We start from the raw sequence: 13625 nt of genomic DNA on the forward strand, positions 1-13625 counted from the left end.
CGCGGTGTCCGGGATTTGGACACTTCGCCCCCTCCCCCGCTCCACACAATCGAGGCACGAAGGGTGCACCGCCGCACGTGGAGGAGATGGCCGTGAAGACCAAGGCAGCCGTACTGTTCGATGCCGGAAAGCCGTTCGAGATCATGGAACTGGACCTCGACGGCCCGGGTCCCGGCGAGGTGCTCATCAAGTACACCGCCGCCGGGTTGTGCCACTCGGACCTGCACCTGATCGACAACGACCTCGTGCCGCGCTTCCCGATCATCGGCGGCCACGAAGGCGCCGGGATCATCGAGGACGTCGGCCCGGGCGTGACCAAGGTGCAGCCCGGTGACCACGTCGTCTGCAGCTTCATCCCCAACTGCGGCACCTGCCGCTACTGCTCCACCGGCCGCCAGAACCTGTGCGACATGGGCGCCACCATCCTCGACGGCCACATGCCGGACGGCACCTTCCGCTTCCACGCCGGCGGGCAGGACTTCGGCGCGATGTGCATGCTCGGCACGTTCTCCGAGCGCGCCACCATCTCGCAGCACTCGGTCGTCAAGGTCGACGACTGGCTGCCGCTGGAGACGGCCGTGCTGGTCGGCTGCGGCGTCCCGACCGGCTGGGCCACCGCCAACTACGCCGGCGGGGTGCGGGCCGGGGACACCACCGTCGTCTACGGCATCGGCGGCATCGGCATCAACGCCGTGCAGGGCGCCGCGCACGCCGGCGCGAAGTACGTCGTCGCCGTGGACCCGGTGGAGTTCAAGCGGGAGGCCGCGCTCAAGTTCGGTGCCACCCACGCCTTCGCGACCGCGGCCGAAGCCGCCGAGAAGGTGAACGAACTGACCTGGGGCCAGCTGGCCGACCAGGCGCTGATCACCGTCGGCACCGTCGAAGAGGACGTCGTCAGCGAGGCGTTCAACGTCGTCGGCAAGGGCGGAACGGTCGTCATCACCGGCCTCGCCAACCCCGAGAAGCTGACCGTGCACGTCTCCGGCGGCGTGATGACGCTCTTCGAGAAGACGATCAAGGGCACGCTGTTCGGCTCGGCCAACCCGCAGTACGACATCGTCCGGCTGCTGCGCCTTTACGACGCCGGCAAGCTCAAGCTCGACGAGCTGGTGACCCGCAAGTACACCCTCGACCAGGTCAACGAGGGCTACCAGGACCTGCGCGACGGCAAGAACATCCGCGGCGTCATCGTCCACTCCGCATAGCCGGGGCCGCGAAGTCCACAATGGACCTCGACGCCGCGTACCGGGTCAACCCGCTGGTGGCGTTGCGCCCCGAGCCGTTCGGGGCGCTCGCCTACCACACGGGCGACCGGAAGCTGTCCTACCTGACCTGCCCGGAGCTGGTGCGGTTCGTCCGCGCGCTGGTGATGCACGCCTCGCTCCGCGACGCACTCGACGCCGCGGAGCTGGGCGGCACCCGCCGGGCGCGGATCCTCGCCGACCTGGAAGCACTGGCCGACACCGGTGTCATCGTCGCGGACCCCTAGGGCCGCGGCGCGTTGCGCAGGTTGGTGCGCGCCAGGTCGACCATCTTGCCGACGCCGCCGTTGAGCACCGTCTTCGTCGCGCCCAAGGCGAACCCGCGCACCATCTCGCCGGTGATCCGCGGCGGGATCGACAGCGCGTTCGGGTCGGTCACCACCTCGACCACCGCCGGGCCGGGGTGGGCGAACGCCTTCACCAGCGCGTCGCGGACGTCACCCGGGTCCTCGACCCGGATCGAGAACACCCCGCACGCGGCGGCGATCGCCGCGAAGTCGACCGGTGGGTGGTCGGTGCCGAAGTCCGGGAGGCCGTCGACGAGCATCTCCAGCTTCACCATGCCGAGCGTGGCGTTGTTGAACACCACCACCTTCACCGGAACGTCGTAGGCCGGAAGCGTCAGCAGGTCGCCCATCAGCATCGCGAGGCCGCCGTCGCCCGAGAGCGACACGACCTGGCGGCCGGGCTGGGCGAGCTGCGCGCCGATCGCGTGCGGCAGCGCGTTCGCCATGCTGCCGTGCCGGAACGAGCCGAGCACGCGGCGGCGGCCGTTCGGGGTCAGGTAGCGCGCGGCCCAGACGTTGCCCATGCCGGTGTCCACGGTGAACACCGCGTCGTCGGCGGCGACCTCGTCGAGCACCGAGGCGACGTACTCCGGGTGGACCGGCCGCCGGTGCTCGATCTTCGTCGTGTACGCGCCGACGACCTTTTCCAGCTTCCGCACGTGCTCGCGCAGCATCCGGTCGAGGAACGTCCGGCCGGTGCGGGGACGCAGCAGCGGGAGCAGCGCGCTCAGCGTTTCCTTCACATCGCCGTGCACCGCCAGCTCCAGCGGCGTCCGCCGGCCGAGGCGTGCCGCGTCGTGGTCGAGCTGGATCGTGCGGGCCTGCGGGAGGAAGGTGTCGTACGGGAAGTCCGTGCCCAGCAACAGGATCCGGTCGGCCTCGTGCATCGCGTCGTAGCAGGCGCCGTAGCCGAGCAGGCCGCTCATGCCGACGTCGAACGGGTTGTCGTACTGGATCCACTCCTTGCCGCCGAGCGAGTGCCCGACCGGCGCGCCGAGCTTTTCCGCCAGCGCCATGACTTCGTCGTGCGCGCCGCGGACGCCGGCACCGGCGAAGAGCATCACCTTCTCGCCCGAGTTCAGCAGCTCCGCGAGCTCTTGGACGACGGACGCCGGCGGTACCGCGGGCGACGGCGTCACCAGCGGGAGGCGCTCGGTCAGCGGGCCGGTGGCCTTGCGGTCGGCGAGGTCGCCGGGGATGGTCAGCACCGCGACGCCGCCTTTGCCGACGGCGGTCTGGGTCGCGATCCGCAGGAGCCGCGGCAGCTGCGCCGGGTCCGCGACGACCTCGCTGAAGTGGCTGCACTCGGCGAAGAGCCGGTCCGGGTGCGTCTCCTGGAAGAAGCCGGTGCCGATCTGGTTCGACGGGATGTGCGACGCGATCGCCAGCACCGGCGCGCCGGAACGGTGCGCGTCGAACAGGCCGTTGATCAGGTGCAGGTTTCCGGGCCCGCAGCTGCCCGCGCACACCGCGAGCTTGCCGGTAACCTGCGCTTCGGCCGCCGCGGCGAAGGCGGCGGTCTCTTCGTGCCGGACGTGCACCCACTCGATGCCGTCGGTGCGGCGGACCGCGTCGACGATCGGGTTGAGGCTGTCGCCGACGATGCCGTAGATGCGTTCGACGCCCGCGTCCCGCAGGGTCCTGACCAGCTGTTCTGCCACGGTTGCCATACCCTCCAGGGTGGCCCGTGCCGACCGATGCGTCCAATGCCTGATTGGATGAAAATCCATACACTGGAGGCATGGACGTCCAGACGTTGCGGCTCTTCCGCGAGGTCGCCGGCGGCGCGACCGTGACGGAGACCGCGGCCGGGGCCCACCTCACCCAGCCCGCGCTGTCCCGCGCCCTGCGACGGCTGGAGCGCGACGCGGGCGCCGAGCTGTTCCGCCGGTCCGGGCGCGTGCTGCGGCTGACGCCGGCCGGGCACGCCTTCAAGCGGCACGTCGACGTCGTGCTCGACCAGCTCGACCAGGGCCTGCGCGAGGTCGGCGAGATCGTCGCGCCGGGCACCGGCGTCGTCCCGCTGGCGTTCCTGCACACGTTCGGCACGTGGCTGGTGCCGTCGGTGCTGAGCGGGTTCCTGCGCGAGCACCCCGGCGCCCGGTTCGAGCTGCGCCAGCACGGCGAGGCCGGGCTCGAAGCGGAACTGCTCGACGGCACCGCGGACCTCGTCATCACCAGCGGCGACCCGGGGCACGCGCAGCTGCACTGGGAACGCCTGCTCGTCGAGCCCCTGCGGCTCGCGGTCCCGCCGCACCACCGGCTCGCCGGGCGCCGGCGGGTCCGCCTCGCCGACCTCGCGGACGAGACGTTCATCCTGCTGCGAGCGGGTTACGCGCTGCGCGAAACCACCGAGCGGCTGTGCGCCGAAGCCGGGTTCACGCCGCGGATCGGCTTCGAGGGCGACGAGGTCGAGACCCTGCGCGGGCTCGTCACCGCCGGGCTCGGCGTTTCCGTGCTGCCGCTGCCCCACACGGCCGCGTTCCCGGCGCCGCACCTCGAACTGACCGATGTGGACGCTGCCCGCGACATCGGTCTCGCCTGGGCGGCCGGGCGCACTCTCCCGCCGCTGAGCGAAACCTTCCGGCGCCACGTCCTCGCCGTCGTCCCGGCCGGCTTCGACCGTCCACAAGGGACGATGTGAGAATCGCCTTACGACCACGCAAAGTGACCGCCGGTGTGACAGGGTGGAGGCATGGCCGCGCTGAGATCCTTCCTGACGTCCTGGACCTCCGTCACCCCGGTGCTCGCCGTCGTCGTGCTGGCGCTGGCCTGGGGCCGCGACCTCGGCCCGGTGTTCGTGGCCGTCGTCGCGATCGCGCTCGGCGCGACGGTGCTCGCCGCGGTGCACCACGCGGAGGTCGTCGCGCACCGCGTGGGTGAGCCGTTCGGGTCGCTCGTGCTCGCGGTCGCCGTCACCGTCATCGAGGTCGCGCTGATCGTCACGATGATGGTCTCCGGCGGTCCCGAAGCGGGCTCCCTGGCGCGGGACACCGTGTTCGCCGCGGTGATGATCACGACCAACGGCATCGTCGGCATCTCGCTGCTCGTCGGCGCGCGGCGCTACGGCGTCACCCTGTTCAATTCGGAAGGCAGCGGCGCCGCGCTCGCCACGGTCGCGACGCTGGCCACGCTCAGCCTGGTGCTGCCGACGTTCACCTCCAGCACTCCCGGCCCGGCGTTTTCGCCGGCGCAGCTGGCCTTCGCCGCGGTCGCGTCCCTGGCGCTGTACGCCACGTTCGTGCTGACGCAGACGATGCGGCACCGCGACTTCTTCCTCCCGGTGGCCGCCGACGGCGAGGTCAAGGAGGACGACCACGCCGACCCGCCGACGAACCGCGCGGCGCTCGGCAGCCTCGCGCTGCTGCTGGTGGCCCTGGTCGCGGTGGTCGGGCTGGCCAAGGTGGAGTCCCCGGCGATCGAGGCGGGCGTCAGCGCGGCCGGGTTCCCGCAGTCGTTCGTCGGGGTGGTGATCGCGTTGCTGGTGCTGCTGCCGGAGACCCTCGCGGCGACCCGCGCGGCCCGGCGCGACCGGATGCAGATCAGCCTCAACCTGGCCTACGGCTCGGCGATCGCGAGCATCGGCCTGACCATCCCGGCGATCGCGCTGGCGTCGATCTGGCTGCCGAGCGAACTGCTGCTCGGCCTCGGCTCGACACAGATCGTGCTGCTGGCGCTGACCGTCGTGGTGAGCGTCCTGACGGTAGTCCCGGGCCGCGCGACCCGCCTGCAGGGCGGCGTGCACCTGGTCCTGCTGGCCGGCTTCCTGGTGCTGGCGGTCAACCCCTGACGCCGTGTCGACCTTCCAATCACGCGTGATGCCCCTCTGATCACGGCCGATGCCCCTCCGATCACGCTGATGCCGGTTCCACCCCGGGCGGGAAACGGCATCTCGCGTGATCGGGGAGGCATCACGCGTGATTGAAGGGGCATCACCCGTGATCGGGCGGTCGACACGGCGGGGCGGTTACCGTGCACCGATGCGCATCGTCTCGCTGCTGCCCGCCGCGACCGACCTCGTCGCGGTGCTGGGCCGGCTGCCCGATCTCGTCGGCCGGACGCACGAGTGTGACTGGCCGGCCGGGGAGATCGACCGCGTCCCCGTCGTGACGCGGGCCGGGTTCGACCCGGACGCGCTCAGCAGCCGGGAGATTTCCGAGGCGACCCATCGGGGGTCCGGGCTCTACACGCTCGACAGCGCGCTGCTGGCCCGGCTCGCCCCCGACGTCGTGCTCACGCAGGACCTGTGCGAGGTCTGCGCGGTGTCCTACCGGCAGGTGTCCGAAGCGGTGCGCACGCTCGACACCGGACCGCTGGTGGTGAGTCTTGAACCGGCCACGCTGGACGGCGTCCTCGACTGCCTCCGCCAAGTCGGCGAAGTGCTCGACGTGCCGGACCGGGCCGCAGCCGAAATCGCCGCGCTGCGGCGGCGCCTGGACGCGCACGGTTCGCGACTCCCCGGACAGCGGGTCGTCGCTCTGGAGTGGCTGGACCCGATCTGGCCCGCGGGGCACTGGGTCCCCGAGCAGATCGCCCTGGCCGGCGGCGAACCCCTGCTGGCCACGGCGGGTGAGCACACCCGGCCCGTGCCGTGGGACGCGGTGGTGGAGGCCCGGCCGGACGTGCTGCTGCTGATGCCGTGCGGGTTCGCGCCCGAGCGCACGCTCGCCGAGGCGCCGGCGCTCGCGGACCTGCCCGGCTGGGCGGACCTGCCGGCCGTGCGCGCCGGGCAGGTCTGGGTGCTCGACGGCCCGGCGTACTTCAACCGGCCCGGCCCGCGGGTGGTGCGGGGCGCCGAGATCCTGGCGGAGATCCTGCGCGGCGGCGAACCCGGCGAAGCCCGGCGGCTCACTTCCCGCCGGTGACCTCGATCCCGACCACGCACGTGTCGTCGTCGGTGTCCGCCGTGCTGTACGTCAGCAACGTGTCCAGCTGGTTCTCCAGCCCGCCGTCGTGGCCCTTCACCAGGCTCACCAAGCGCGACACCGTCTCCTGGACCGGGCGGTCGCGGCGCTCGATCAGCCCGTCGGTGTAGATCAGCAGGATGTCGCCCTCGCCGAGCTGGAGCTCCTCCTCCTGGTACGTCACGTCCCGGACCGCGCCCAGCAGGGAACCGCGCAGCAGCGGCAACGTCGTCGCGCCGCCGTCGCGGTGGCGGACGATCGGCGGCAGGTGGCCGGCGCGCGCCCAGCGGAGCTTGCGGGTCGCCGGGTCGTACACGGCCGCGACCGCGGTCGCCGTCACGTGGTCGGTCAGGTGGTAGGCCACCAGGTTGAGCCACGTGAGCAGCTGCGCCGGGCCGGCGCCGGTCGCCGCGAGGCCGCGCAGCGCGTTGCGCAGGCTCACCATCCCGGTGGCCGCGTCGATGCCGTGCCCGGCGACGTCGCCGACGCACAGCAGCACCTCGCCGGTCGGCAGCGCGACCGCGTCGTACCAGTCGCCGCCGACCAGGTGCTCCTTCTCCGCGGGCCGGTAGCGGACCGCCGCGCGCAGGCCCGGCATGTCGATCGGGCCGGTGGCCGGCGGCATGATCGCGTGCTGCAGCTGCAATGTGAGCCGGTTGCGCTCGATCGCCTGCTGCTCGGTCTCGGCCAGCCTGTCCCGCGTCGCGGCCAGCGCCACCTCGGTCCAGTGCTGCGCCGAGACGTCCTGGTAGGCCCCGCGGACCGCGACGAGCTCGCCGCGGCCGTCGACGACCGGCTCGGCGACGACCCGGATGTGCCGGGCGACACCGTCGGAGCGCTGCAGCCGGAACGCCGTCGACGACGGGCGCCGGTTGTGCAGCACCGCCCGCAGGAACCGGCCGATCGCCTGCGCGTCGTCCGGGTGCGCGTGCGCGGCCAGCTCGTTCAGCGACAGCGGGGTCGCGGTGGCGGGGAGGCCGTACAACGCGAACAGCTCGGTGTTCCAGGTGATCGCCGCGGTCACGACGTTCTCTTCGAAGCCGCCGATGCGGCCGAGCCGCTGGGCGTGCTGCAGCAGCACGGCGAGCTTGGCCGCGTCGTCCTGGATGCGCAGGATCAGCAATACGTTGCCGGCGAACCGCGTCACGCTGATGTCGGTGAGGACGGTCAGCGGTACCTGGTCGACGAGGGTGGTGACCGCCATGCTGTCGGCGCGGAACGGCTCACCGGTGGCGTAGACCCGCTGGATCTTGTCCAGCAGCCCGCTCTCCTCGGCGGCGAGCGGGTACGTCTCCAGCAGCCGCGTGCCGACGAGCCGGCTGCGCGGGCGCCCACCGGGGTCGGCGAAGCGGACGTTGGCGTGGTGGATGCGGAAGTCGCTCAGCCGGCCGCCGTCGACGCACGGCGACAGCAGCACGGCAGGGTCGTGCAGCCCGTCGACGAAGTCCACCAGCTCGCCGAGGAAGTCACCCGAACCGTCGGCGGCCACCGGGGCGACCACGCCGTCCCAGGTGTCGAGCGTGTGCGCGCACAGCTCGGCCAGGGCCTCCAGCTGCCGCCGCAGCCGCCCCGGCTCGGCGGGCAGCGGGTCCGGCCAGCACATCTCGACGACGCCGATGATCCGGCCGCCGGTGCCGGTGGGCACGGCGACGCGGCCGCCGCCGGCGAGGGTGTGCTGCCCGATCGACGGCAGCCCGGCGCCGGCCAGGGTCGGGTGCCAGACCAGGTCGCGCTCGAGCAGCGCGCTGCGGGCCGGGGTCGCGACGCCGGGCGGGACGTAGCGCCAGCGCGCCGCCTCCTCGGCCGAAAACCCGGCCGACCCGGCGAGTGTCAGCGACCCGTCGGGACCGGCGAGCCACACCGCGACCGCGGTCGCGCCGAGCGGCCGCAGTGCGTGCTCCAAAATGGACTCCGCGACGCGCTGGGTGTCGCCCGCCGCGAGCACGCCACTTTCGGCGGTGCGCAGCCGCACCGCGACGGACTCCTCGCCCTCGGCGCGGGCCAGGAACTCCTGCGCCACCTCGGTGATCCGGTCCTCGGCGGCTTCGCCGACGACGTCCGCGGCGAACTCCAGCGCGGTCAGCCCCGCGCGCTCCGCCAGCGTCTCCAGCTGCCGGGCGGCGTCGGCGGGCGTGCAGTGCAGGCGTTCCATCAGGACGCCCTTGGCGAGCTCGATCAGCGCGCGGCCGTCGGCCACGGCCTGGGCGTGGTCGACCTCACCGCGCAGGCGCGCGACGGTGTCGGCGAGCCGGGCGAGGTTGGCGGACACCTGCGACGCCGGCACCGGGACGATCTGCTCGTCAACGGTCTGTTCGTCGGCGGTCAAGCTCTCGTCGCCGATCACGCCGTCACGTGCCGCTTGATGCGGGCGATGAGATCGTCCGCGTCCACCGGTTTGGTCACGTAGTCGGTGGCACCCGACGCGAGGCTCTTCTCCCGGTCGCCCGGCATCGCCTTCGCCGTGACCGCGACGATCGGGATGCCGGCGTGCTCGGGCATCGCGCGGATCTTCGCCGTCGCGGTGTAGCCGTCCATCTCCGGCATCATCACGTCCATCAGGATCAGGTCGATGCCGGGGTGCGCGGCGACGGTCTCGACGCCCTTGCGGCCGTCTTCGGCGTGCAGCACCTGCATTCCGTGCAGCTCCAGGATCCCGGTCAGCGCGAAGACGTTGCGCGGGTCGTCGTCGACGATCAGCACCGTGCGCCCGGCCAGGGTCGTGTCGACGTCGGCCGCCCGCACCGGCGCGGCCGGCTCGTCCGGGCGGACCAGCGGCAGCACCGCCCCGGGTTCCTCCGCCGACAGGTGCAGCGCGATCCGCTCGCGCAGCTCGTCGAGCCCGGACAGCACTTCCAGCGACTGCACGTCCGCGCGCGACTGCACCAGCTGTTCCAGCTCGCCGTCGAGCCGGCGGCTGTTGTGCGCGAGCACCGGCACCATCCGCAGCGCGCTGTCGCCCTGCATCGCGTCCAGGAAGCCGAACGCGGTGCGGTCCGGCAGGTCCAGGTCCAGCACGACGCAGTGGTAGGCGTCGGTGGCGAGCGCGGCCGCGGCCTCCTGCGTGCCCACCGCCGTCACGACTTCGACCTCGGCGGGCGAGATCCCGATGTCCCGGCTGTCGGCGAGGTCCGCGGCGGCGCTCTCGGCGACGAGCGTCAGCAGCCCGTGCTGGCGCTCCTCCACGACCAGCAGCCGCCGGTGGGCGCGCGGCGCCGAGGTCGTGACGGCGGCACCGGCGTCCCCGATCGCGACGGCCGTGCCGGGGTGCTCGCCCGCGGGGAGCGTCGCGAAGTCCGGCCGCGCGATCGGCAGGGAGAACGTGAACGAGCTGCCCTCGCCGGGCGTGCTTTCGGCGGTGATGAACCCGCCGAGCAGCTGAGCGATCTCGCGGCTGATCGACAGGCCGAGCCCGGTGCCGCCGTACTTGCGGCTGGTCGTGCCGTCGGCCTGCTGGAACGCGCCGAAGATCGACTCCAGCTGGTGTTCGGCGATCCCGATGCCGGTGTCGGTGACCCGGAACGCCACCGCCGGCCCGTGCGCGCGCAGCGGCCGCGGCAGGGCTTCCGGGTCGACCGCCTCGATGTGCAGCTCGATCCCGCCGACCTCGGTGAACTTGACCGCGTTGGACAGCAGGTTGCGCAGCACCTGCCGCAGCCGCGAGTCGTCGGTGAGCAGCCCGGGCGGCGAGCCCGGGGCGACGGTGATCCGGAAGTCGAGGTTGCGCTGCGACGTCATCGGCCGGAACGTCGCCTCGACGTAGTCCAGGAGGCCGCGCAGCGACACCTGCTCCGGGGTGACGTCCATCTTCCCGGCCTCGACCTTCGACAGGTCGAGGATGTCGTTGATCAGCTGCAGCAGGTCCGACCCGGCGGAGTGGATGATGCCCGCGTACTCGACCTGCTTCGCGCTGAGGTTGCGGGTCGGGTTCTGCGCGAGCAGCTGGGCGAGGATCAGCAGGCTGTTGAGCGGGGTGCGCAGCTCGTGGCTCATGTTGGCCAGGAACTCGGACTTGTACTTCGACGCCAGCGTCAGCTGCTGGGCCCGCGCCTCCAGCTCCTGGCGCGCCTGCTCGATCTCCAGGTTCTTCGTCTCGATGTCGCGGTTCTGCGTGACCAGCAGCGCCGCCTTCTCCTCCAGCTCGGCGTTGGACGACTGGAGCTCCTCCTGCCGCGCCTGCAGCTCCTCCGAGCGGGCCTGCAGCTCCGCGGTCAGCCGCTGGGACTCGCCGAGCAGCTCGTCGGTGCGGGCGTTGGCGACGATGCTGTTGACGTTGACGCCGATCTGCTCCATCAGCAGTTCGAGGAACGCCCGGTGCACCGCCGTGAAGCCGTGCACCGACGCCAGCTCGAGCACGCCCAGCACCTGGTCCTCGACCACGATCGGCAGCACGATCAGGCTGGCCGGCGCGGTGCTGCCGAGGCCGGAGGAGATGGTGGCGTAGCCGGGCGGGACGTCGTTCACCGCGATCGGGCGGCGGCTGCGCGCGGCCTGCCCGACGAGGGACTGGCCGATCCGGAACCGCACGACCGGGCCGTCGCCTTCGGGGTGACCGTACGCGCCGACCAGCCGCAGCTCGGGCACCTCGGCGGTGTCGTCGGCCAGGTAGAACGCGCCGAACTGCGCGTTGACCAGCGGGACGAGCTCGTCCATCACCGCGGCCGCGACGACGGCGAGGTCGCGGCGGCCCTGCATCAGCCCGGTGATGGTGGCCAGGTTCGACTTGAGCCAGTCCTGCTCCTGGTTCGCCCGCGTCGTCTCGCGCAGCGACTCCACCATCGAGTTGATGTTGTCCTTCAGCTCGGCGACCTCGCCGGAGGCGTCGACGGTGATCGAGCGGGTCAGGTCGCCCTCGGCGACGGCGCTGGTGACCTCGGCGATCGCGCGGACCTGCCGGGTGAGGTTCCCGGCCAGCTCGTTGACGTTCTCGGTGAGCCGCTTCCACGTGCCGGACACGCCCTCGACCTCGGCCTGGCCGCCGAGGCGGCCCTCGCTGCCGACCTCGCGCGCCACGCGCGTGACCTCCGCGGCGAACGCCGAGAGCTGGTCGACCATCGTGTTGATCGTGGTCTTGAGCTCGAGGATCTCGCCGCGGGCGTCGACGTCGATCTTGCGGGTCAGGTCGCCCTGCGCGACGGCGGTGGTCACCTGGGCGATGTTGCGGACCTGCCCGGTGAGGTTGTTCGCCATCGAGTTGACGTTGTCGGTGAGGTCCTTCCAGGTGCCCGCGACGTTCGGCACGCGTGCCTGGCCGCCGAGCATGCCCTCGGTGCCCACCTCGCGGGCCACGCGGGTGACCTCGTCCGCGAACGCCGACAGTGTGTCGACCATCGTGTTGATCACGTCGGCCAGCGCCGCGACCTCGCCCTTGGCCTCGACGGTGATCTTGCCGGACAGGTCGCCGCGCGCGACGGCCGTCGCGACCTGCGCGATCGAGCGGACCTGGCCGGTCAGGTTCGACGCCATCACGTTGACGTTGTCGGTGAGGTTCTTCCAGGTGCCGGACACGCCGCGGACGGTCGCCTGGCCGCCCAGGTTGCCCTCGGTGCCGACCTCGCGCGCCACCCGGGTGACCTCGTCCGCGAACGCGGACAGCTGATCCACCATCGTGTTGATGGTGTCCTTGAGCTCGAGGATCTCACCGCGGGCGTCGACCCGGATCTTCTGCGACAGGTCACCCCGCGCGACGGCCGTGGTGACCTGGGCGATCGAGCGGACCTGCGCGGTGAGGTTGTCGGCCATGACGTTGACCGACTCGGTGAGGTCCTTCCAGGTGCCGGAGACGCCCTTGACGTCGGCCTGACCGCCCAGCCGGCCCTCGGTACCCACCTCACGGGCCACTCTCGTGACCTCGTCCGCGAACGCGGACAGCTGATCCACCATCGTGTTCAGCGTGTCCTTGAGCTCCAGGACCTCGCCGCGGGCGGTCACGTTGATCTTCTGCGACAGGTCACCCTTCGCCACCGCCGTGGCGACCTGGGCGATGTTGCGGACCTGGTCGGTCAGGTTCCCGGCCATGAAGTTCACCGAGTCGGTCAGGTCGCGCCAGGTGCCGGAAACGCCCTTGACGTCGGCCTGGCCGCCCAGCCGGCCCTCGGTGCCGACTTCGCGGGCCACTCTGGTGACCTCGTCGGCGAAGGACGACAGTTGGTCGACCATCGTGTTGATCGTGCTCTTGAGCTCGAGGATCTCGCCCCGGGCGTCGACGGTGATCTTCTGCGACAGGTCACCCTTCGCCACCGCCGTCGTCACCTGGGCGACGTTGCGGACCTGGTCGGTCAGGTTCCCGGCCATGAAGTTCACCGAGTCGGTCAGGTCGCGCCACACGCCGCCGACCCCGGGCACCTGGGCCTGCCCGCCGAGCCGGCCTTCGCTGCCTACCTCACGGGCCACTCTCGTGACCTCGTCCGCGAACGACGACAGCTGGTCCACCATCGTGTTGACGGTGTCCTTCAGCTCCAGGATCTCGCCGCGCGCGTCGACGTCGATCTTCTGCGACAGGTCACCCTTCGCGACCGCCGTCGCGACCTGCGCGATGTCCCGGACCTGGGTGGTGAGGTTGCCGGCCATCGCGTTGACCGAGTCGGTGAGGTCCTTCCAGGTGCCGGAGACACCCGGGACCTTCGCCTGCCCGCCCAGCTGCCCCTCGCTGCCGACCTCGCGCGCGACGCGGGTGACCTCGGAGGTGAACAGCGACAGCTGGTCGGCCATGCCGTTGAACACGGTGGCGATCTCGCCGAGCAGGCCGTCGGCCCCGCCGGGCAGCCGGATGCCGAAGTCCCCGTCGCGCACGGCGGTCAGGCCGGCCAGCAGCCGGCGCAGCTCCTGCTCCCCGGCCTCCCCCACGCCCGAGGCGTCCGCCCCCGCACCCGGGCGCGTCCCCTCGACCATTGCCCCACCCATCCGCCACCCGTTTCTTCGCTTGTCGGCACCCCGGCACCGTCCCGGTGTGCCCACCGGGACGACCCAGCATAGTGCAGCTGCACTATGCTGAGCGGCAACGGTTGAGCAACCAGCCGCGCCCGTGCCCACGCGCGCTCTCCAGGCGGTGCTCGCAAGCCTTTCCTTCCCTCCCAGGCCATCCGGCCACATTGACCCGTTCGGCTGAACGCCGTACGACGTCCGTGTCGCCGCCTGTCGTGCTGCGTCCACAGTGGACATTCCACTGTGGAGTC

The 13625-nt window shown here is 72.0% G+C and carries 8 protein-coding genes; 5 read left to right on the plus strand and 3 right to left on the minus strand.

Translation table 11 applies throughout. The features are described 5' to 3' along the window. The first annotated feature begins 92 nt into the window (after positions 1 to 92). Both AB0C38_RS33950 and mftB read left to right on the plus strand, forming a co-directional pair. Positions 93 to 1205 carry an NDMA-dependent alcohol dehydrogenase gene (locus AB0C38_RS33950; protein ID WP_360681440.1) on the plus strand — a complete coding sequence of 371 codons (1113 nt, stop codon included), beginning with the start codon at positions 93 to 95 and terminating at the stop codon, positions 1203 to 1205. Positions 1206 to 1225: 20 nt separating this feature from the next. Beyond that, a complete protein-coding gene (gene mftB, locus AB0C38_RS33955; RefSeq protein WP_360681441.1) occupies positions 1226 to 1489 on the plus strand; it encodes a mycofactocin biosynthesis chaperone MftB in 264 nt (87 codons plus the stop codon). Here mftB and AB0C38_RS33960 read toward each other — a convergent pair. Further along, a complete protein-coding gene (locus tag AB0C38_RS33960) occupies positions 1486 to 3219 on the minus strand; it encodes a pyruvate dehydrogenase (RefSeq protein ID WP_360681444.1) in 1734 nt (577 codons plus the stop codon). The genes mftB and AB0C38_RS33960 overlap by 4 nt on opposite strands. A gap of 71 nt (positions 3220 to 3290) precedes the next feature. Between AB0C38_RS33960 and AB0C38_RS33965 the strand changes: the two genes are divergently transcribed. The 3 genes from AB0C38_RS33965 to AB0C38_RS33975 all read left to right on the plus strand — a co-directional run bounded on the left by AB0C38_RS33965 (position 3291) and on the right by AB0C38_RS33975 (position 6414). After that, entirely contained in the window at positions 3291 to 4193 is a 903-nt protein-coding gene (locus AB0C38_RS33965; RefSeq protein ID WP_360681445.1) for a LysR family transcriptional regulator, read from the plus strand. A gap of 51 nt (positions 4194 to 4244) precedes the next feature. Then, positions 4245 to 5339, plus strand: a complete 1095-nt coding sequence (locus AB0C38_RS33970) for an ionic transporter y4hA (RefSeq protein WP_360681446.1) — start codon at positions 4245 to 4247, stop codon at positions 5337 to 5339. A 190-nt stretch (positions 5340 to 5529) separates the two neighbouring features. Then, a complete protein-coding gene (locus AB0C38_RS33975) occupies positions 5530 to 6414 on the plus strand; it encodes a cobalamin-binding protein (RefSeq protein WP_360681448.1) in 885 nt (294 codons plus the stop codon). Here the strand turns inward: AB0C38_RS33975 and AB0C38_RS33980 are convergent. Both AB0C38_RS33980 and AB0C38_RS33985 read right to left on the minus strand, forming a co-directional pair. Further along, on the minus strand, positions 6398 to 8797 hold the full coding sequence (locus tag AB0C38_RS33980; RefSeq protein ID WP_360681450.1) for a SpoIIE family protein phosphatase: 2400 nt from the start codon (positions 8795 to 8797) through the stop codon (positions 6398 to 6400). The genes AB0C38_RS33975 and AB0C38_RS33980 overlap by 17 nt on opposite strands. Beyond that, the gene (locus tag AB0C38_RS33985) at positions 8794 to 13341 is read right to left on the minus strand and encodes a HAMP domain-containing protein (protein ID WP_360681452.1); all 4548 of its coding nucleotides are present in this window, start codon (positions 13339 to 13341) and stop codon (positions 8794 to 8796) included. Before AB0C38_RS33985 ends, AB0C38_RS33980 begins: the two co-directional genes overlap by 4 nt. Positions 13342 to 13625 lie beyond the last annotated feature (284 nt).

Origin of the sequence: Amycolatopsis sp. NPDC048633 (assembly GCF_040650695.1) — a bacterium.
GTDB lineage: Bacteria > Actinomycetota > Actinomycetes > Mycobacteriales > Pseudonocardiaceae > Amycolatopsis.

Coding starts and splice junctions, on each gene's coding strand:
- AB0C38_RS33960 (WP_360681444.1), bottom strand. CDS start 3,219: ATGGCAACCGTGGCAGAACAGCTGGTCAGGACCCTGCGGGACGCGGGC.
- AB0C38_RS33975 (WP_360681448.1), top strand. CDS start 5,530: ATGCGCATCGTCTCGCTGCTGCCCGCCGCGACCGACCTCGTCGCGGTG.
- AB0C38_RS33965 (WP_360681445.1), top strand. CDS start 3,291: ATGGACGTCCAGACGTTGCGGCTCTTCCGCGAGGTCGCCGGCGGCGCG.
- AB0C38_RS33970 (WP_360681446.1), top strand. CDS start 4,245: ATGGCCGCGCTGAGATCCTTCCTGACGTCCTGGACCTCCGTCACCCCG.
- mftB (WP_360681441.1), top strand. CDS start 1,226: ATGGACCTCGACGCCGCGTACCGGGTCAACCCGCTGGTGGCGTTGCGC.
- AB0C38_RS33985 (WP_360681452.1), bottom strand. CDS start 13,341: ATGGTCGAGGGGACGCGCCCGGGTGCGGGGGCGGACGCCTCGGGCGTG.